At 56.4% G+C, this 19,213-nt stretch carries 18 protein-coding genes; 12 read left to right on the top strand and 6 right to left on the bottom strand.

Translation table 11 applies throughout. The features are described 5' to 3' along the window. Positions 1-43 precede the first annotated feature (43 nt). From gyrB to hslU, 9 genes are all read left to right on the top strand, one after another. Complete coding sequence (gyrB, locus tag EI185_RS03430) at positions 44-2,440, top strand: DNA topoisomerase (ATP-hydrolyzing) subunit B (protein WP_124703717.1); 2,397 nt, start codon at positions 44-46, stop codon at positions 2,438-2,440. Positions 2,441-2,538: 98 nt separating this feature from the next. After that, positions 2,539-2,889, top strand: a complete 351-nt coding sequence (locus EI185_RS17935) for a CoA-binding protein (RefSeq protein ID WP_189836266.1) — start codon at positions 2,539-2,541, stop codon at positions 2,887-2,889. 12 nt (positions 2,890-2,901) lie between these two features. Further along, entirely contained in the window at positions 2,902-3,735 is an 834-nt protein-coding gene (dapF, locus tag EI185_RS03425) for a diaminopimelate epimerase (RefSeq protein ID WP_189836262.1), read from the top strand. Between the two features lie 4 nt (positions 3,736-3,739). Continuing rightward, entirely contained in the window at positions 3,740-4,378 is a 639-nt protein-coding gene (locus tag EI185_RS03420; RefSeq protein ID WP_124703716.1) for a DUF484 family protein, read from the top strand. Then, positions 4,375-5,250: a tyrosine recombinase XerC gene (gene xerC / locus EI185_RS03415; RefSeq protein ID WP_124703715.1), complete on the top strand. Its 876-nt coding sequence runs from the start codon at positions 4,375-4,377 to the stop codon at positions 5,248-5,250. Before EI185_RS03420 ends, xerC begins: the two co-directional genes overlap by 4 nt. A gap of 40 nt (positions 5,251-5,290) precedes the next feature. Further along, positions 5,291-6,358: a CobW family GTP-binding protein gene (locus tag EI185_RS03410; RefSeq protein WP_124703714.1), complete on the top strand. Its 1,068-nt coding sequence runs from the start codon at positions 5,291-5,293 to the stop codon at positions 6,356-6,358. A gap of 345 nt (positions 6,359-6,703) precedes the next feature. Further along, positions 6,704-7,861 (top strand): STAS domain-containing protein, encoded by a 1,158-nt coding sequence (locus EI185_RS03405; RefSeq protein WP_124703713.1) that lies wholly within the window; start codon positions 6,704-6,706, stop codon positions 7,859-7,861. A gap of 119 nt (positions 7,862-7,980) precedes the next feature. Then, positions 7,981-8,517 carry an ATP-dependent protease subunit HslV gene (gene hslV, locus EI185_RS03400; RefSeq protein ID WP_124703712.1) on the top strand — a complete coding sequence of 179 codons (537 nt, stop codon included), beginning with the start codon at positions 7,981-7,983 and terminating at the stop codon, positions 8,515-8,517. Between the two features lie 3 nt (positions 8,518-8,520). Beyond that, entirely contained in the window at positions 8,521-9,864 is a 1,344-nt protein-coding gene (hslU, locus tag EI185_RS03395; protein ID WP_124703711.1) for an ATP-dependent protease ATPase subunit HslU, read from the top strand. 53 nt (positions 9,865-9,917) lie between these two features. Here the strand turns inward: hslU and modC are convergent, their stop codons facing one another. Genes modC through modA form a run of 3 tightly spaced genes read right to left on the bottom strand, consistent with a single transcriptional unit; the run spans position 9,918 to position 12,469 of the window. Further along, the gene (gene modC, locus EI185_RS03390; RefSeq protein WP_124703710.1) at positions 9,918-11,000 is read right to left on the bottom strand and encodes a molybdenum ABC transporter ATP-binding protein; all 1,083 of its coding nucleotides are present in this window, start codon (positions 10,998-11,000) and stop codon (positions 9,918-9,920) included. Next, positions 10,997-11,674 (bottom strand): molybdate ABC transporter permease subunit, encoded by a 678-nt coding sequence (gene modB / locus EI185_RS03385; RefSeq protein WP_124703709.1) that lies wholly within the window; start codon positions 11,672-11,674, stop codon positions 10,997-10,999. The genes modC and modB overlap by 4 nt, the downstream gene beginning before the upstream one ends. Positions 11,675-11,707: 33 nt before the next feature. Further along, on the bottom strand, positions 11,708-12,469 hold the full coding sequence (gene modA / locus EI185_RS03380; RefSeq protein ID WP_124703708.1) for a molybdate ABC transporter substrate-binding protein: 762 nt from the start codon (positions 12,467-12,469) through the stop codon (positions 11,708-11,710). A gap of 234 nt (positions 12,470-12,703) precedes the next feature. On the opposite strand from modA, the gene EI185_RS03375 reads away from it, so the two are divergent. Beyond that, on the top strand, positions 12,704-14,539 hold the full coding sequence (locus tag EI185_RS03375) for a tetratricopeptide repeat protein (RefSeq protein ID WP_124703707.1): 1,836 nt from the start codon (positions 12,704-12,706) through the stop codon (positions 14,537-14,539). Between the two features lie 207 nt (positions 14,540-14,746). Beyond that, positions 14,747-15,670, top strand: coding sequence for a DMT family transporter (locus EI185_RS03370; protein WP_124703706.1), 924 nt, complete (start codon positions 14,747-14,749; stop codon positions 15,668-15,670). Positions 15,671-15,682: 12 nt separating this feature from the next. On the opposite strand, the gene EI185_RS03365 is transcribed toward EI185_RS03370, so the two are convergent. Both EI185_RS03365 and EI185_RS03360 read right to left on the bottom strand, forming a co-directional pair. Next, on the bottom strand, positions 15,683-16,222 hold the full coding sequence (locus tag EI185_RS03365) for a response regulator transcription factor (protein WP_124703705.1): 540 nt from the start codon (positions 16,220-16,222) through the stop codon (positions 15,683-15,685). Then, positions 16,219-17,490, bottom strand: a complete 1,272-nt coding sequence (locus EI185_RS03360; protein WP_124703704.1) for an ATP-binding protein — start codon at positions 17,488-17,490, stop codon at positions 16,219-16,221. Before EI185_RS03360 ends, EI185_RS03365 begins: the two co-directional genes overlap by 4 nt. A 113-nt stretch (positions 17,491-17,603) precedes the next feature. Between EI185_RS03360 and EI185_RS03355 the strand changes: the two genes are divergently transcribed. Beyond that, the gene (locus EI185_RS03355; protein WP_124703703.1) at positions 17,604-18,122 is read left to right on the top strand and encodes a TlpA family protein disulfide reductase; all 519 of its coding nucleotides are present in this window, start codon (positions 17,604-17,606) and stop codon (positions 18,120-18,122) included. On the opposite strand, the gene EI185_RS03350 is transcribed toward EI185_RS03355, so the two are convergent. Further along, positions 18,112-19,089, bottom strand: a complete 978-nt coding sequence (locus EI185_RS03350) for a TonB-dependent receptor (protein ID WP_223247643.1) — start codon at positions 19,087-19,089, stop codon at positions 18,112-18,114. The two genes, EI185_RS03355 and EI185_RS03350, sit on opposite strands and share 11 nt — an antisense overlap. Between the last annotated feature and the right edge of the window lie 124 nt (positions 19,090-19,213).

Raw genomic sequence — 19,213 nt, 5'->3', positions numbered from 1 at the left:
TGTTCCACGTGAAACACCGACCAACGCAAAGAAAGTACCTGTCATGAGCAATGAGTATGATTCCAGCAGCATCAAAATCCTGAAAGGATTGGATGCAGTACGTAAACGCCCGGGAATGTATATCGGTGACACTTCTGATGGGACGGGTTTGCATCACATGGTGTTTGAAGTGCTTGATAACGCTATCGACGAAGCGTTGGGCGGGTATTGTGATGACATCAAAGTCATTATCCATACGGACAATTCTGTTTCTGTGGCGGACAATGGTCGCGGCATACCCACAGACATTAAACAGGATGATGAATTCAAGCGATCCGCGGCCGAAATAGTAATGACGGAATTGCATGCGGGCGGAAAATTTGACCAGAACTCCTACAAGGTTTCGGGCGGGTTGCATGGCGTAGGCGTTTCTGTCGTCAACGCGCTATCCGACTGGCTCAAGTTGCGCATCTGGCGCAATGGCAAGGCGCACCAGATGGAGTTTCATCATGGCGTGGCCGTTGCTCCTTTGGTAGAGGTAGGTCCGTCGGAGCGCCACGGTACTGAAGTGCATTTTATGGCTTCGATAGAAACATTTGGATTGGTTGAGTATCACTACGATATTCTCGCCAAGCGTATTCGTGAGTTATCTTTCCTGAACAATGGGGTCAAGATCGAACTTGTTGATCAGCGAGACGGGAAAAGTGAAAATTTCGCCTTTTCTGGCGGCGTGATGGGATTTGTGCAGTACATGAACCGCTCCAAGAGCGTGCTGCACCCCCATATTTTCCATGCGGTGGGCGAAAAGGACGGCATGATCGTAGAGGTCTCCATGCAATGGAATGACTCCTACGCGGAAACCGTGCAATGTTTTACCAACAATATTCCTCAACGTGACGGTGGTAGTCATCTGACCGGCCTGCGTACCGCGATGACGCGTACACTTAACCAGTACATTGAGCAGAGTGAACAGGCGAAAAAGGCCAAGGTAGAAACCGGCGGTGACGACATGCGCGAAGGTCTGACTTGCGTGCTTTCGGTAAAAATACCCGAACCCAAGTTTTCGTCGCAAACCAAGGACAAGTTGGTCTCATCCGAAGTGCAGCCAGTGGTGTCGGAGATAGTCAGTCAGAAATTGAACGAGTTTCTGCTGGAAAACCCGATCGATGCGAAAATCATCTGCGGAAAAATTGTGGATGCCGCCCGTGCGCGCGAGGCCGCCAGAAAGGCGCGCGAAATGACGCGCCGCAAGGGTATTCTGGATGGCATGGGTCTGCCGGGTAAGCTTGCTGATTGCCAGGAAAAAGATCCCGCTCAATCAGAAATCTATCTGGTCGAGGGGGATTCCGCCGGCGGTTCCGCCAAACAAGGACGCGACCGCAAGTTCCAGGCAATCCTGCCGCTCAAAGGCAAGATACTTAACGTCGAGAAAGCCCGTTTCGATAAACTTATTTCCAGCCAGGAAATTGCCACCCTGATCACCGCACTCGGCACAGGTATCGGCAAGGATGAATATAATGCCGACAAGTTACGTTATCACCGCATCATCATCATGACCGATGCGGATGTGGACGGCTCGCACATCCGTACATTGTTGCTGACTTTTTTCTACCGCCAGATGCCGGAACTGGTGGAGCGCGGCCACATTTACATTGCTCAGCCGCCTCTATACAAGGTCAAGCACGGCAAGACCGAGCGCTACCTCAAGGACGAGCATGAGCTGAAGGAGTTCTTGCTTGCGGAGGCGATCAAGGACGCACGTCTGATTACCGCCGAACAGAACGGCACTGAAATCCACGGCGAAGCACTGGAAAACATTGCCAAATCTTACCTGCTGGCGGAAGCGGTCATTGAGCGCATGAGCCGCCTGATTGATGGTGCAGTCATGCACGCGTTGATGGAGATTGCTCCGGTCAGCCTCAGCAATGCAGACGATGCACAGCGCGCGGCCGTAGCATTAACCGCCGCAGTGGGTGATTCGGCAGTCGAAATTAACGCGGAATACGATAGCGAATCCGAGCAGCATACGCTCAAAATACTGCGTCGCCATCATGGCAACATTCAGGCCACGCGTCTGGATGCCGATTTCGTAGCCAGCGGAGACTATGCGCAGATACGCGATACCAGCCAGGTGTTACAACATCTGCTGGGAGTGGGCGCCCGGGCCATGCGGGGCGAAAAGGCGCAACCGGTATCCAGTTTCAAGCAAGCGTTGGAATGGCTGCTTAATGAAGTGAAACGCGGCTTGGCAATTCAGCGCTATAAAGGCTTGGGCGAGATGAATCCGGGCCAGCTATGGGAAACCACCATGGATCCTACCGTACGTCGACTGATGCGCGTGCAGATTGAAGATGCGATCACCGCCGACGAGATTTTCATTACGCTGATGGGAGATCAGGTGGAGCCACGCCGTGCCTTCATCGAGACCAACGCACTGGGCGTCCGCAATCTGGATGTCTGAAAGTGCACATTGGCAGCCAAGCTTAACGCCTAGCCGTGTTCGTTAATCCAGGTCCAGATGTCATCAAGGCGCTATTGCAGCGCGCAAAGAGTATTGCCATGGTGGGTTTGTCGCCCCAGCCAAGGCGGCCCAGCCACGGCGTGGCGCGCCACATGCAGCAATTTGGTTATCGCGTGGTGCCGGTGCGGCCGATGGTGCAGGAGGTCTTGGGCGAAAAAGCCTATTCCAGCCTGACCGAGCTGCCTTTTCCGGTGGATATCGTCAACGTGTTTCGTGCTGCAGAACATATACCCCAACTCGTTGAAGAGTGTATTCAAATTGAATGTCCGGTAATCTGGATACAACAGGGCATTATCCATGAGCAAGCTGCGCGGCGGGCTAATCAAGCAGGCCTGATCGTGGTCATGGATCGCTGTATTTACCGAGATTACCTTGAGCTGATGATCTGAGACAAAAACGGGATGAAACTTCGCTTTAGTAAAATGCACGGTGCGGGCAATGATTTTGTCGTATTCGATGCAATCCACCAACAGGTCGAACTGAACGCCGAGCAGGTGCGATTCATAGCTGACCGTCATTTTGGCGTGGGTTGTGACCAATTGTTGCTGGTGGAACGTCCGACACGCAAAGACGCTGATTTTCGTTATCGCATCTTTAATGCCGATGGCGGAGAGGTAGAACAATGCGGCAATGGCGCGCGTTGTTTTATGCGCTTTGTGCATGATAAAGGCCTGTCCCAGGAAGGCGAAATCCGCGTTGAGACCGCCTCCGGAATTATCCGCCCGCGTCTCGAAGTGGATGGGCAGGTTACCGTCAATATGGGCGAGCCGCGTTTCGATCCAGACCAGATACCGTTTATAGCCAGTAAGCAAGCGCTAACTTACGAGCTTGTGCTCGAAGATGAGGTGGTGGAGATTAGCGCCTTGTCCATGGGCAATCCGCACGCCATACAATACGTAGAGGATATCGAGACGGCAGCGGTTGCAAGACAGGGAGCACAGATCGAGGCGCATCCAGGTTTCCCCAATAAAGTGAATGCAGGCTTCATGCAGATCGTGGATCGCCAGAATATCCGTCTGCGAGTGTATGAGCGTGGTGCAGGCGAAACCCTCTCATGTGGCACGGGCGCGTGTGCTGCGGTGGTCGCTGGCATCAGCCGAGATTTGCTGGATCCTACGGTGCAAGTTGCTACGCGCGGCGGGGTGCTCACTATTCACTGGGCAGGCGGGGGTATGCCCGTCTGGATGACAGGCCCCGCAGAGAATGTATTCGAAGGCGAAATTGATTTAGGATAAACCTATGCAGACTGAAGACATCGCCCGCTATCTTGCGGGCCATCCCGAATTTTTTGATCAACATCCGCATTTGCTGACGGACATCCGCGTGAGCCATCCGTTTGATGGGCGCGCGGTATCCATCGCCGAACGGCAGATACTCAATTTGCGGGAAAAATACAAGCTGCTGGAAACAAAGTTGGCGGAGTTGATTAAATTCGGCGAAGAGAACGACGCGATTGCTGAAAAAATGCACCATTTGTCACGGGCATTAATGACGGTACGCGAATTGCCGACCCTGCTGCAAGTACTCAAGCTCAATTTGCATGAGGATTTTGGCATTCCCCATGTAGCATTACGTATTTGGCATGGCTCGGCATCGCTAGCGGAATTCGCCGCCGTCTCCGAAGCGGTTAAAAACTGGTCGGCACAAACCAGCCAACCACATTGTGGTACCGTGCCCATGGACGAGATGGCAGACTGGTTTGCCGGCGCCAGCCTGCTGCGCTCGTTTGCAGCGGTACCCTTGCAGGCTGAACACAGTATGGGTGTTCTGGTGCTGGCTTCGGAAGATGCGCAGCGGTTTTACCCGCAAATGGGCACGCTCTATCTGCAGCGCTTGGGTGAACTGCTCGCTGCGGCCTTACAGCGCCTTTTGCCGTGACACCAGCAGCCCTGCTCGAAGCTTACTTGATGTATCTAAGCAGCGAGCGCGGGCTGTCCCGCAACACACTCGAAAACTATGCGCGCGATATGCGCGTATTGTTCGCAAAAATGGGTACAGTCGACCTGGACGCGTTACAAACCCAGGATATCCGTCGCATGCTCGCAGGACTGCATGCGCAAGGCCTGTCCGGCAAAAGCCTGGCGCGCACACTTTCTGCCTGGCGAGGTTTTTATCATTATCTGGTAAAGCGCCACGGGTACACCCACAACCCTTGCGAAAGCTTGCGTGCGCCGAAATCGCCAAGGGCATTACCCAAAGCGCTATCTCCCGATCAGACCAGGCAACTGCTTGAGACGCAACCGGACACAACGCTCCTTACACGCGACCGGGCAATATTGGAACTGTTTTATTCCTCCGGCCTGCGTCTTTCAGAGCTGGCCGAACTCAAGCTCACCCAGCTTGATTTGACCAGTGGTGAAGTAACGGTTACCGGCAAGGGCAACAAAACCCGTATCGTGCCAGTGGGCACCCGCGCAACGCAGGCGCTGGTCGAATGGCTGGAACAGCGGCCGACAGGCACGGACTATGTTTTCCCGGGTCGCGGAGGCGCGCATCTGGGTCAGCGCGCCATAGAATTAAGGATGAAGCAGTGGGCAAGCCGCGCTGGGCTGGAGGCCAACCTTCATCCCCACGTTCTGCGTCATTCTTTCGCGTCGCACCTGTTGCAATCTTCCGGCGATCTGCGCGCGGTTCAGGAAATGCTCGGCCATGCCAGCATTAGTACCACGCAGATATATACCCGCCTGGATTTTCAGCATCTCGCCAAAGCCTATGATGCCGCCCATCCCCGCGCCAAACGTAAAAGCTGAGCGTGCAGATACCCCCCGGTAAATCAGGAAATCAACTTTCATGTTCCCCACGCCCATACCAGTAAGCTTACTGACCGGATTCCTCGGCAGCGGCAAGACTACGCTGCTTAACCAGCTGATCCGGCAGTTGCCGCGCAGCGCCATCATCATGAACGAATTCGGCGAAATTGGCCTGGACCACCAGCTTTTGCAAAAAACCGACGGCCCGTTGGCGCTGTTATCAGGCGGCTGCATCTGCTGTACCGTGGTGGGCTCGCTATCGCCGACGCTTAAAAACCTGTTCATGGCATCCAGCCGGGGCGAAATTCCACAATTCGAGCGTGTCATCATCGAAACCACCGGGATAGCCGACCCGGCGCCGATACTTGATACCCTGATCAACGAGCGCTGGATAGCCGCGCGCTTCCAGCTCAACAGTGTAGTTACCACGGTGGACGCAGTACTGGGTGAGCAACAGCTGGACAGTTACTTCGAGGCAGTCAAACAAGTGGCGGTGGCGGATCGTTTGCTGCTTACCAAAACCGATCTGGCTGACCAAGCTGCCTGCACTGCATTGCAAATGCGTCTGGCCACACTCAATCCAGGCGCACCCATTATCACCGTGCAGCACGGGCAGGTTGATGCGGCGCTGATTCTCAACGCCGGTCTATACGACCCGTCCAGCAAAACCAGCGACGTCAACAAATGGCTGAATGCAAGCCACTATCGGCCGGCCGCGGCTACCACGCTGATCGGCAGGCCGCGCGCGGAGGAAGCGGTACACGATAACCGTATCCGCTCATTCAGCGTAACCTTCGCTGAGCCGCTGGAGTGGATGGGAATTTACGCCGCGCTGCAAATGCTCCTCAGTTTCCGCGCCAAATCGCTGCTGCGCATGAAGGCGATTGTGAATCTGAAGGGCAAGGACAAACCCACCGTATTGCATGCGGTGCAGCATGTGCTTTATCCTCCCGCAGAACTGCCGGAGTGGCCGGACGAAAGCCGCCAGAGCCGCTTCGTATTCATCGTGGCGGATATGGACGCCGATATGGTTCAGCACATGCTGAGTGAATTCCACAGCGCCTACGCCAGCGGGCAGCTTCCGATTCCGGCTGACCCGGCTTCCTGAACGCGTGTGCTGCCATCGTTACCTGGCAGCTGGTGGCAGCTGGATATGTCGACAGAATAAGCTAAAACGCATTCGATTCTATTTGAGATTCGCCATCCTGATTGTTCCGGCGCTGGCCGTGTCGGGCTTAGCCGTGGGCGCGGTTGACTTGTCCTTGGGAGCAGTGATTGGGTGGGCCACTGCATAGGCGCGTACGACTGCAAGACCGTTGCAGGTGAGTTCGCACGCTTGATATTTGTTATGCTTAGCGCCTATCATTAATATATGGTTCAAATACATGCCGGTCATCATCTCCCGAGACATGCCTCACGGCAGCAGCGCGTGCGTTAGCAAGGTACTTTAAAATTGGATTTTTCGTTTTTTCGCAAAGACAAGAGTAAGCCGGCCCCTGCCAAAAAATCAGGCAAAGCCGAAGCGATTGAGGCTATTAATCAAGCGCCGCTGACAGAGGAGCACTTTAATTCCGCGCCCCTGCAAGGTGGTATTGATGTGGTAGAAACCGGTGCCAAGCTTGCCCCCGGCATCGAAGAAGCCGCAATGCTTTATGCCAGTGATCGTGCCGATGAGGCCATCGTCCTCCTCAAAACCCATCTTGCCGGCGCCGATGCCGGCGATGCGCAATGGCGCATGTTGTTTGACCTGTACCGCATGACCCGGCAGCGAGAGGCGTTTGATCAATTGGCGCTTGATTACGCGGTAAAACGCGAAACCTCCCCGCCGGTGTGGGTAGATGAGGCAACGACAAGACCGCAAGGAAAAAACATTTCCGCAGAAGCGACGAAATCCAGCGGTCAGCTATTCAGCCTTAAAGGTGCCCTTGACGAAACCAGTGCCGACCGCATCACTCTGCTGCAGAGCGCTGCAGGGCAAGGTGCGATTCAGCTGGACCTGTCGGGTATCAGTTCAGTTACCCCAGCCGGTAGCCAGCTACTCAAGGATGCGTTGGCGCAGCTGCAAAAAAAACGTGCTCAGCTACAAATAGCCAGCGGCGCACTGATCAGCCTTCTTCAGCAACATACCGGGGATGTTGCCCAGCACGAACCCGCGCACTGGCTGCTTTTGTTACAGCTATATCAGGTGCAGGGAAAACAGGATGAATTTGAAGACCTCGCAGTTGACTATGCGGTGCGTTTCGAAGTTTCCCCGCCATCCTGGGAAACCCCTGCCGAAGTGGCGCAAAGTATTGCTCCGGTAGCGGCTGAAGCCGCCGAAAGTGCCTCGGCTAACGCGTTCGCGATGCATGGCGTAATCAACGGCGGTAGTACCGCGCTGTTTGAGGAGTTTCGTGCATTCAGTACTGCACGCAAAGAAGTAGAGCTGGATCTGGCAGATGTGCAACGCGTCGAATTCGCCAGCGTCAATTTGTTCATGGAAGCGTTAATGCATCTGCTCCAGGCCGGCAAACGTGTGCGCATCATTGGCGGCAATGAAATGGTCAACGTCGTCCTGATCGTCATGGGTGTGGACGAGATGGCTGAAGTCATGCGACGTAAGGCCGGTTAAATATAAACGCAGGATAATGACCGCGCGGGGTTGAGAAACCAGCCATCGGCCCCAACTAAGTTCCTGTCATGTTCCACCCATCGCAAGAAAATTCACTGTTCATCGCAGAAAGCTAACTTATGGAGCAATATCGCGGCACGACCATCCTATCGGTTCGGCGCGGCAATCAGGTCGCACTGGGTGGAGACGGCCAGGTTACCCTTGGCAATATCGTTATCAAATCCACCGCGCGTAAGGTGCGCCGCCTGTACCAGGAAAAAATTCTGGCGGGATTTGCCGGCGGCACCGCCGATGCATTTACCCTGTTCGAGCGTTTCGAAGCCAAGCTTGACCAGCACCAGGGCAATTTATTGCGCTCGGCAGTGGAACTGGCCAAGGACTGGCGTACCGACAGAATCCTGCGGCGTCTGGAAGCCATGCTGGCGGTGGCCGATAGCGAACACTCACTCATCATTACCGGAAACGGCGATGTGCTGGAACCTGAATATGGCATTCTCGCCATCGGTAGCGGCGGCGCCTATGCCCAGGCTGCCGCACGCGGATTGCTGGAAAATACCGATCTGCATGCGCGCGATATTGTAGCCAAGTCTCTGGCGATTGCCGGTGATCTGTGCATTTATACCAACCAGAATCATGTGATCGAAGTGCTTGAATAAACCATGTCCCAGATGACCCCGCAAGAAATTGTCCACGAACTCGACAAACACATCATCGGTCAGGATGCGGCCAAGCGTGCTGTAGCCGTAGCGTTGCGCAACCGCTGGCGGCGCGCCCAGGTGGAAGAACCGTTGCGCCATGAGATTACTCCCAAAAACATCCTGATGATCGGCCCCACCGGCGTCGGCAAGACTGAAATCGCGCGGCGCCTGGCACGGCTGGCCGATGCCCCGTTTATCAAGATAGAGGCGACTAAATTTACCGAGGTGGGCTATGTCGGGCGCGATGTCGATTCCATTATTCGCGACCTGATGGAAACCGCGATCAAAGACCTGCGCGAACTGGACATGGCCAAGCACAAAATGCGCGCTGAAGATGCCGCCGAGGAACGTATACTCGATGCCTTGCTGCCGCCGGCCCGAGACGTCGCTTACCATCTCGATGCCGAAACCAGCGCCAAACCCGAAGATTCCGCCACGCGCCAGAAATTTCGCAAGATGCTGCGCGAAGGGGCGCTGAATGACAAGGAGGTCGAGATCGAGGTTGCCGCCATGCAGGCGAGTGCGCAGATATTCGCGCCGCCCGGGATGGAAGACCTGACCAGCCAGATTCAGGGCATGTTCCAGAATATGGGCGGCGGGCGACGCAAAACCCGCAAGCTGAAAATTGCCGAGGCGATGAAGCTCATCACCGAAGAGGAAGCTGCGCAAATGGTGAATGAGGAAGACATCAAGCAGCGCGCGCTCGCCAGTGTCGAGCAAAACGGCATTGTGTTCCTCGACGAGATCGACAAAATCACCAGCCGAAATGAAGGCAGCGGTGGCGAAGTCTCGCGTCAGGGCGTGCAGCGCGATTTGTTGCCGCTGGTGGAAGGCACCACGGTTACCACCAAATATGGCATGGTCAATACCGACCACATTCTGTTCATCGCCAGCGGTGCTTTCCATCTGGCCAAACCGTCGGATCTCATTCCGGAGTTGCAGGGGCGCTTCCCTATCCGGGTTGAGCTCGACTCGCTGTCGGTTGGCGATTTTGAAGCGATCCTCACGGCCACCGATGCGTGTTTGACACGTCAGTACCAGGCGCTGCTTGCCACCGAAGGCATGCAGGTCAGCTTCACTCCGGATGGCATTCGCCGCCTCGCAGAAATCGCTTTTCAGGTCAACGAAACCACAGAAAACATCGGCGCACGACGCCTGCACACGGTGATGGAGCGCTTGCTGGAAGAGGTTTCGTTCGATGCCGGAAAATATACGGGTCAATTGGTCAACGTGGACGCTGACTTTGTGGATGCGCGCCTGAAAAACCTGGCGGTGAGCGAAGATCTGGTGCGCTACATTCTATAAAAGCTTGATTCGGGTTTTTGCCGGTCTATCCGGGGGCGGCACCGTACCAAAACTCATCGCATCAACGCGACAGACTTGACTTGCACCCATACCGATTTGCCGGGGGCCAAACCCAGCGTTTCAGCGGAGAGTTTGGTGACACGGGCCAGTAGCGGCGTGTCCCCAACCTGTATGCGAACCAGGGCAAGGCTGGGATGGGCATCGTCGGCCAACGCGACAATGTTGCCGGGCAGCTGGTTGAGAATGCTGGTGTGGTCTGGGCGCACCAATGCCAGGCTCACGTCGCGCGCCAATATTCTTACCCGTACTGGTTCCCCTATCGCGCCACCCGTATCCCGCACCCACAAGCTGCCGCCGGCAAAATCTGCGCGTAGCAGATGCCACGCTTCGTCGCGTGCTCCCACATTGGCGTCGATCACCACGCCGGCATCTTCACCCAGGCGAATCGGCAAATCGAGACGTGCCAGGGTTTCGCTCAACGGGCCATTTGCAAGGGCACGGCCGCCGTCCATGACGACGATATGATTGGCCAGTCGGGCGACTTCGTCTGGCGCATGGCTGACATACAGGATCGGTATTTCCAGTTCGTCGTGCAGACGTTCCAGAAACGGCAGTATCTCCTGCTTGCGCGCCAGATCGAGTGCGGCAAGCGGTTCGTCCATGAGCAATATTTTTGGGCTTACGCTCAATGCACGGGCGATGCCTACCCGCTGACGTTCGCCGCCGGAAAGCGTATCGGGTTTTTGCGCCAATAACGCACCGATGCCCAGTAATTCGATGGCCTGCTCCAGCGAAACGCGCCGTTCTGATGCCGGCACCCGTTTCATGCCGTATTCCAGATTGCGGCGTACATCGAGGTGGGGAAAAAGGCTGGCTTCCTGAAATACATAACCCAAAGGGCGCTGGTATGTGGGAAGGAAAATCCGCTTGGCGTCGTCTTGCCAGACCGTGCCCTTGACTTGTAAAAAACCATCCGGGGCGCGCTCAAGTCCGGCAATGCAGCGCAACAGTGTTGTCTTGCCGGAACCAGAAGGCCCGAACAGCGCAGTGACGCCGCGCCCGGGCAGCTCAACATCGACATCCAGAGAAAATCCGCTGTAATCGAGCTTGAAGCGGGCGCGAATAGCCGAATTCATTTGCGTCGCCCGGTAGGATTAAGCGTGTACAGGCCCAACAAGACGAGGAAGGAAAAGATCACCATGCCCGCAGCCAGGCCGTGCGCGCGGCCATATTCCATCGCCTCCACCTGGTCGTATATTTGCACCGATACCACGCGGGTTTTGTCCGGGATATTGCCGCCTATCATCAGCACGACGCCAAATTCTCCCACCGTGTGCGCGAACCCCATCACTGTGGCGGTAAGGTAGCCGGGTTTGGCCAGGGGCAATACTATAGTGAAGAAAGTATCCAGCGGCGAGGCGCGTAACGTAGCGGCCGCTTCGGCATGACGTTCATTGACGGCCTCGAACGCATTCTGTATCGGCTGCACCACAAAAGGCAGCGAGTAAAAAACCGAGGCGACCACCAATCCCCAAAAAGTAAAAGGGAGTAGTCCCAGCCCAAGGAATCGGGTGAAATGACCGACCGGGCCGTCAGGGCCCATCGCAACCAGCAGATAAAAACCCAGCACGGTGGGCGGCAGCACAATCGGCAAAGCGACCAGCGCCCCGGCTGGACCTTTCCACCACGAGCGTGTGTGCGCCAGCCACCATGCAATGGGTGTGCCGATAACGATCAGGATTGAAGTGGTGAGCGCGGCAAGTTTGACGGTTAACCAAACAGCGGCGAGATCCGGATTATCAAAATTCATAAATCAGGCCGAAATATATTTGAACGCACAATTCTATAGCGTGTAACCGTATGACCTGATCACGTCCTGGGCTTGCTTGGATTTGAGGAATTTAACCAAGTCACGCGCAGCCGGGTTGATCTTGCCTCTGGTTAAAATGACTGCGTCCTGACGAATGGGGTGATACAGGTCTGTCGGGACCACCCATACAGAACCGCTGGTCAGCTTGCCGTTCGCATACACCTGCGACAATGCGACAAATCCAAGTTCGGCATTACCGGTACTGACAAACTGATAAGCTTGGGCAATATTTTCCCCTTGCACGAACTTGGGTGAAAGCGTACTCATCAGACCGATCTTGCTTAAGGTTTCCATTGCGGCCGCGCCGTAGGGCGCCAGTTTTGGTGCCGCCAGCGCAAGATGAGCGAAAGCGCCTTTTTTCAGTACGGCGCCTTCATTATCGACAAATCCGGGTTTGGCCGACCATAGCACCAACGCCCCAATAGCATACGTAAAACGGCTCGCAGGCACAGCGAGCCCTTCTTTTACCAACTTGGCAGGCGTTTCATCGTCTGCAGCAAGGAGCACGTCGAAAGGCGCACCGTTGCGGATTTGGGTGTACAGTTTTCCGGTAGAACCAAACGACAATTCTGCTTGGTGGCCAGTGGCTTTTTCAAAAGCGGTGGCGATGATTTTCATTGGAGCGGTGAAGTTGGCAGCCACGGCGACCAGAACTTCATCTGCATGCGATATGGCAGGCAAACCAAGAGCCACCAGGCCGGCAAGCAGTGCGTAATTAAAACGACGGGTAATCATCCTGGAATCCCAAATGCTCAATTAAGCCTTGTACGATTATGCGAAAAATACCGATATATATTTCATGATATAGCGCCACCATTTACGGGTCAAACTCGGAGTATGCCCCGGATCGTGCCTGTTCCATCGGCATCTTATAAATCATCGATATGGCGCCATAAAAAGCGCCGCTAAACTTGTGTGACACATATCGGTAGAATATTGCGATAGCTTATATAAACTCAGGAGACCAGCATGGCCACCCGCGATACCCTTAGTGCTAAAGAGGCATCCTGCAACAGCCCGGAAGACTGGGCCGCTTTGGCGCATGAGGCGCTGACCGAACCCGCCGACGCTGAATACGCGAAGAAGCTGGTGGATGACATTGCCGGGGATTGTCAGTTCACCAAAGATCTGGTGGCGGTAGCCACGGTATACAAGGCCCTGGGAGACGATGCACAAGCAGCCGAGCTCATCCAGCAGGCCGAGGACTACTGCATGAGCGGCGAGGAACAAATCGCGCTGGCCGAAGGCAAGTTCAAGGTACTGGGCGACAAGGCCGGAGCAATAGCCGCCTACGAACAGGCGCTGAAGGAGACCGCCAATGTTGCGCCACTGCTGGGGTTGGCGAAAACGATGCTGGCTGTGATCGGCGATAAGGACTTTGCCAAAAAAATCTATGCCAAGGCTGAAGCGAAAGTGGAAACGGTCGCCGCAAGGGCAGCCGAATACGTCAAGCTGGCGCAGGCTGCTACCGCAGACCTGGGCGATGCGGACTATGTTACTGAGCTGTACGCGCGTGCCGCGACCAAGCTCAGCGCGCCCGCCGACCTGCTATTGCTAGCCAATTCCATGAACGATCCGGCGCGCGCCAAACCGCTCTACACCAAGGTACTGGAAGGCAGCGGCGATGTGCAAAGCCTCGCCAAATTGCTGGAAGCCGCACAAGCCGCCAACGATGCGGATTTCGTCAAACTTATCCTGGAAAAAATGGCCGGGCTGGCCACCACTACACCCGAGTTGCTTTCTCTCACGGACGGTTTCATGGCAGTCGGAGACAAAGCTAACGCCAGCAAGACACTGGATGCCGCCGAGGACAAGGTAACCAGCGCAGATGAAATGCAGAAGGTGGTGGACGCCACGGGACGTCATTTCCCCGAAGATACGGCACGCCTGGAGCGTGGCAAACAAAAACTGGAAAAACGCATCGCCAATCAGGCGCGCTATGTCGAATTCCAGACGCTGGAAAATGCCTTATCCAGCGTCAAAGCCACCTTGCATCTAGCCGACCGGGTAGCCGTCGAACTGGCGGATCCTTCCTATGCTGCCAAACTGCTCGACCGTGCAGAAAAAATGCTGGCGGAAGAGCCGTTCCAGTTCAGCCGCACCCAGCCGCTCATCGTCGCAGTGGATAAGCACACTGACGACACTGCCTGGCTGACGCGCCTGCTGGACGAATCGGCTGCCAAAACGACCGATTTCATCTGGTTCAAGGAAGTCGCACACACCGCAGCGCATCTGCCCCATCACACGGAGCTGGGTCGTGAAAAGGCGCGCGCTTATTTAAAAGACTGGGAAGCCAGACTCAAGAGCGGCCAAGCCGGTGTGTACGACTACACCAAGCTGGCGCAAGCCGTGATCACAGACCTAGGTGATGCCGCGTGGGGGAATGCGTTGCTAAATGACGCGCGCGCCTGTGCCAAAGATCACTATGCCCTCGCCCACATCGGTCATCTTACGGCTCAGGCAGGCGACGCTGCGGGCGCGGAAGCCCTCTACCTGCAAGCCGCTGCGCTGTGCACCTCCGGTGAGGCCGCTCTGCAATTGCTTGATCGCCTTAAATCCTACGAACTTCCTGAAGCGCAATTGCGCAAGATTTATGAAGCCTGCGGTAAAGCGCTTACTTCCCCCGCCGACAAGCTGCGCTGGGTGGAAGGCATCACCGAATGCTTCCGTGACAAAGCCTGGGCTGCGCAAGCATACGGCGCGATAGAGAGCCAGTTTACGGGTGCAGACAAAATGCGTTTCCATCAATCACGCATGAGCCGCGTGGGCGATGAGTTTTATCCTTACCGTCGACATGCTGCATAAATTGACACATCCAGTGCGCGCAGGTAATTTGCAACCATGACAGCAAACCTTCAATACTGCGCTGCACTGTGCACCCCCCAACGACTGTGGCTGTGGAAACATTCCACTGCTGCGGTCGCTTTCTATTGATTTAACTCAGAAAACAATCGCAGGTCTTTGCTGCGATTGTATTGCCCGCCTGGACCTGCGTTTACCGAAAGGGTCTATGTGGAAAACTCAATAAAGCATGTTGCGATACAACACCATGCAATAACTGGCGGGCTGCTCGCCTTGCTGGCAGCAATAGGATTCTCGGCCAAGGCCATTTTAGTCAAGCTGGCGTACGCGGCCCATGTGGATGCGATCACCTTGCTGGCGGTGCGCATGGCCTTCTCGGTGCCGGTATTTCTGGCCGTCGCCGTATGGACAAATACCCGCAAGCAACAGACTGCATTGACTGTGCGTGACTGGTTCGCAGTGGTTGCGCTCGGGCTTATCGGCTACTACCTCGCCAGTTATCTGGATTTTCTTGGTTTGCAGTATATTTCGGCGGGATTGGAGCGCCTGATCCTGTTCCTCTACCCGACCATGGTCGTGGTGCTGAGCGCATGGCTGTACCGGCAATCCATCAAGCCACGCGAGCAGTTCGCTTTGCTATTAAGTTATGCCGGTATCGCGCTAGTCTTCGTACACGATGCGGGAATGCGCGGGAACGGCATATCGACTGGCGCCCTGCTGGTATTTGGCAGCGCATTGGCCTACGCAATTTACCTGATCGGCGCGAACCACACCATTGCACGTATTGGCGCTACCCGCTTCACAGCCTATGCAATGACCGTAGCCAGCGGCGCCAGCATCGCGCAATTTGCGGTGACGCATCCGCTGAATGATTTGATACTTAACGAACGAGTCTATTATCTGGGGCTGGCAATGGCAGTCTTTTCTACCGTGCTGCCTGCATTTTTGATTTCCGCCGCCATGCGCCGCATCGGCGCCGGCAAAACGGCGCTGATTGGGGCAATCGGGCCCGTGTCCACGATCTATTTGGCCTGGGTGTTTCTGGGCGAGAGGGTGTCTCTCACGCAAATTGCCGGCTCGGCACTGGTGCTGGCGGGCGTGCTGGCAATCAGTATCCAGCGCAGCGGGCGTTGAAACGAGGCAGGTTTACCGGCGCACCGGGCGCTTCGCCAGCTTGCGTTGCAACGTGCGTCGGTGCATGTTCAGCGCACGTGCGGTAGCAGAGATGTTGTTGTCGTTTTCACCCAGCACGCGCTGGATGTGTTCCCATTCCAGGCGTTCCACCGAGGGGGGGTGCGGGTTCAATGCCACATGGGCATCGCCCCCGCCACGCTGCAGGGCAGCCACGATTTCGTCGACTTCTGCGGGTTTGGCGAGGTAGTGCGTGGCGCCGAGCTTGATTGCTTCGATGGCGGTGGCAATGCTGGCGTAGCCGGTAAGCATGACGATGCGGGTGTGCTCATCTAGCTGCTTCAGGCGAGCCACCAATTGCAGACCGGATTCACCGGGCATTTTCAAGTCGACCACGGCGTATTCGGGCGGGTTTTGTTCGGCCAATTGCAGCGCATCTGCAACACTGGCAGCGCCGCTAACCGTGAAGCCGCGCCGGTTCAGTGCCTGCGTCAATACCTCGCGAAAGGTGGCGTCGTCGTCGACCAGCAACAGGCTGGGGCAATCTGCGGTCATGGTGTGCGCGGCTGATGCAGAGGCAGACATACTACGATGTGCGCGCCGCCGCCTGCGCGCGGCAGCATGCGCACGCTGCCACCCAGGCGCTCGATGCTGGCGTTGGCCAGGAACAAGCCCAGGCCGACCCCCCCCTGCTCCTGTTTGGTGGTAAAAAAAACTTCGCCGGCACGGGCCGCCGCCTCCTGGTTAAAGCCTTGCCCGCGGTCAAGGATGTCGAGTGTCAATTCCTGGTTATCCCAGCGCGCTTCCAGTTCCACCGCAAAGGGCGCGGCGTCTGCAGCGTTGTTGAACAGGCTGAGCAGCGCCTGGCCAAGCGTTGCCTCGGCCAGGATATTGGGTGCAGGACGCACACCTTCCCAGCGAGTTTGCAGGCCGATCGCCGGGCGCACCAGTTGCCATTGCGCCACCAGCTCATCGAGATAAACGTCTACCGCCAGCAGGCGCGCGTCTTCGGCACGCCCGGCGCCACCGGTGGCCGTGAGCCGGGTGAGAATCGCTTTGCAGGCTGCGACCTGGTTGCGCAGGATGTGCAGGTTGGCGGCCAATGCCGGATCACCGCCGTGCTCGTATTGCAACTCCCCGGCAACCACTGCCATGGTGGCCAGCGGAGTGGACAATTCGTGTGCAGCGCCCGCCGCCAGGCAGCCCAGCGCCACGATTTGTTCGTTGCGCAAACCGGTTTCGCGCGCCTCGGCCAGCTCCCGCTCCCGGCCGCGGATCGAGGCGGCCATGCGGCCAATGAAGAAGGTGATCAATACCGCGCTGGCAATGAAATTGAGCCACATGCCCGCCACATGCAATGCAAAGGCCGCAGCGTCGTGCGGCATGTTCAGGGACAGATAGAAAAACATCAGAAAGCTGTATGCGGCCACGCAAATCGTGGTCAGCACCCATGCATAAAGCACTGGCAGGGTAATGGCCGCGACGATGATGGGCAACAGATACAGTGAAACAAACGGATTGGTCGAACCGCCGCTATAGAATAACAGCGTGGTCAGCGCAGTTACATCCACCAGCAGTTGCGCGAAAAACTCCATGGCGGTGACCGGCCAGGGCTGTTCCAGGCGCACCCAGGTGGCCAGGTTGAGCAACGCAAGCAGGACGACCACCATCAGCATTGGCAGCAGCGGAAGCCGGATGTCGAGACCAAAGTTGACGCCGGTTATTGCCAGCGTCTGCCCGGCAATGGCATACAGCCGCAGCACAAACAGGCGGCGCAACATGCCGGCGACGGGAACGGTGCGAAAACGGTTGGTAAATGTCATGGCGTGCCATTGTACGCCGCCAGCGTGCTGGATCGCAGCGACAATTGGTCGCAGGCAAGGGGTGCGCCATGCCGGGTAAACTGGCTTTAATATGAGCTGACAAAGGAGGAATCATGCAATATCTGGCAGGCATTATTCTGGCAGGAGTGCTGGCCTTAGCAGGTGCGCCTCCGGTGTTGGCGGACAGTTTGCGAACGGGCGCGGCAGCACCGGCGTTCACCGTGACGACGCTGGATGGTCGCGTCCTTAGTTTGGCCAGCCTGCAAGGCAAAGTGGTATTGCTGCACTTCTGGGCGACCTGGTGTCCGCCCTGCCAGGTGGAAATGCCTGCGCTGGAGCGGTTCTACAAGCAGCACCACGATGAGGGTCTGGAGATTATTGCTGTCAGTGTTGAAGACCGCAGCGATGAAGCCAAAGTACGTGCGGCAGCGGCAGCCTACACTTACCCGCTGGCCTTGATCTCCAACGCCACAGTGTCAGGCTATGGGCGTATCTGGCGTTTGCCGCTGACCTTTGTGATTGACCGCGCTGGCGTACTGCGCAAAAGCGACTGGTCAGGCGAGCAACCCATCACCGCAACCAGCCTGGACGAATATGTCCTGCCCTACCTGAAAACGCCGCTCACAAACTGAAGTTCAGTCCTACTGAAGCGTTCCAGCGCGGAGCCAGTTGCAGACCTTCAACATATTGATACAGCGGCACCTGGATGAAGCCGTAAATTTTGGTGGACTTGCTGATGGCGGCAGTAAAGCCAGGGCTCAGGTAAACCAGCTTGCCGCCGGTATTGTCAGGATCCGCATTCAAGCCGGTATCGCGTTGGCGCGTCTGCGCATTGATTTGCAATTGCGGCACGATATTGCCGAACTCCATGTAACGCACCCCCGCATTCAGGTTGAGTGCATTGCCCGGGCGGTAATCATCCAAGGTTTTGATCGGCGCCTGAAAAATGCCCTGCGCAAACCAGTCCCAGCTTTTATTCAGCGAGCCATAGCGATAGACGCCGAGGATAATATCTGTGCTGCCGCTGCCCGGTTGCAGGCTGCGATCCAGTGGCGTGCCGGCGCCAGGACCGCTGGAGAAGTTGTAATCATGCTTGCCGGTGGGTAATTTCAGCCCGAACTGGATGCCGGTATCGCCCTCCGGAAAAAAGCCCTGATAACGCGCAATCAGCTTGATGTCGCCCACGCTTTGGGTATGCGAGTAGGTGTTGTCGGTATCGCCCGCGCCCAGCGTGCTGTGGTTGCGATCGATGTAGGGAACCTGCAGGTTGAATCCCCATGCGCGGCTGGGCGAATAATCAAGCCCCAGCGTGTAGTAATGATTGGTGGTTATTCGCTCGGTCTCCCCCACGGTGCCGTTGGCCAGCGCTGCTGCCACGTCGGCACTGCTGGCCGTGCCGCTGCCGTGACGGAGCTGATTCTGGTTGATATAGTCGTAACGCAAGTCCACCCGCACCCCCGGTGTGCTAGCTAGCCCCTGATTTTCCCAATCCGAACTCAAGGTGCACCCACAACTGGAACACGCCAGTGCCGATGCAGGTGTGAGCAGCGTGGCACAGATGATCAGGCTGCGGATTTTGCTGGATTGGGTGGCCATCATGGAGTACTCCCTGTGTTGTTAGAATGGAATCTTTGATGGCTGGATATTAACTTGTCGGGCCGTGTGCATGATATGTGACACGGTGTCGCACCTGCTTGATATGCGACAATTAGCCACACTCCAG

This window comes from Sulfuriferula multivorans, from assembly GCF_003851125.1.
In the GTDB taxonomy this organism is placed as follows: Bacteria; Pseudomonadota; Gammaproteobacteria; order Burkholderiales; family Sulfuriferulaceae; genus Sulfuriferula; species Sulfuriferula multivorans.
The sequence above is the reverse complement of the archived record's forward strand: the minus strand, read 5'-3'. Positions and strand labels throughout refer to the sequence as shown.

What these genes read in the sequence shown, in the direction of transcription:
- dapF (WP_189836262.1), top strand. Translation starts at nt 2,902, where the DNA reads ATGAAACTTCGCTTTAGTAAAATGCACGGTGCGGGCAATGATTTTGTC.
- EI185_RS03355 (WP_124703703.1), top strand. Translation starts at nt 17,604, where the DNA reads ATGCAATATCTGGCAGGCATTATTCTGGCAGGAGTGCTGGCCTTAGCA.
- EI185_RS03375 (WP_124703707.1), top strand. Translation starts at nt 12,704, where the DNA reads ATGGCCACCCGCGATACCCTTAGTGCTAAAGAGGCATCCTGCAACAGC.
- EI185_RS03360 (WP_124703704.1), bottom strand. Translation starts at nt 17,490, where the DNA reads ATGACATTTACCAACCGTTTTCGCACCGTTCCCGTCGCCGGCATGTTG.
- hslU (WP_124703711.1), top strand. Translation starts at nt 8,521, where the DNA reads ATGTCCCAGATGACCCCGCAAGAAATTGTCCACGAACTCGACAAACAC.
- modA (WP_124703708.1), bottom strand. Translation starts at nt 12,469, where the DNA reads ATGATTACCCGTCGTTTTAATTACGCACTGCTTGCCGGCCTGGTGGCT.
- modC (WP_124703710.1), bottom strand. Translation starts at nt 11,000, where the DNA reads ATGAATTCGGCTATTCGCGCCCGCTTCAAGCTCGATTACAGCGGATTT.
- modB (WP_124703709.1), bottom strand. Translation starts at nt 11,674, where the DNA reads ATGAATTTTGATAATCCGGATCTCGCCGCTGTTTGGTTAACCGTCAAA.
- hslV (WP_124703712.1), top strand. Translation starts at nt 7,981, where the DNA reads ATGGAGCAATATCGCGGCACGACCATCCTATCGGTTCGGCGCGGCAAT.
- EI185_RS03365 (WP_124703705.1), bottom strand. Translation starts at nt 16,222, where the DNA reads ATGACCGCAGATTGCCCCAGCCTGTTGCTGGTCGACGACGACGCCACC.
- EI185_RS03410 (WP_124703714.1), top strand. Translation starts at nt 5,291, where the DNA reads ATGTTCCCCACGCCCATACCAGTAAGCTTACTGACCGGATTCCTCGGC.
- gyrB (WP_124703717.1), top strand. Translation starts at nt 44, where the DNA reads ATGAGCAATGAGTATGATTCCAGCAGCATCAAAATCCTGAAAGGATTG.
- EI185_RS03420 (WP_124703716.1), top strand. Translation starts at nt 3,740, where the DNA reads ATGCAGACTGAAGACATCGCCCGCTATCTTGCGGGCCATCCCGAATTT.
- EI185_RS17935 (WP_189836266.1), top strand. Translation starts at nt 2,539, where the DNA reads ATGGTGGGTTTGTCGCCCCAGCCAAGGCGGCCCAGCCACGGCGTGGCG.
- EI185_RS03350 (WP_223247643.1), bottom strand. Translation starts at nt 19,089, where the DNA reads ATGATGGCCACCCAATCCAGCAAAATCCGCAGCCTGATCATCTGTGCC.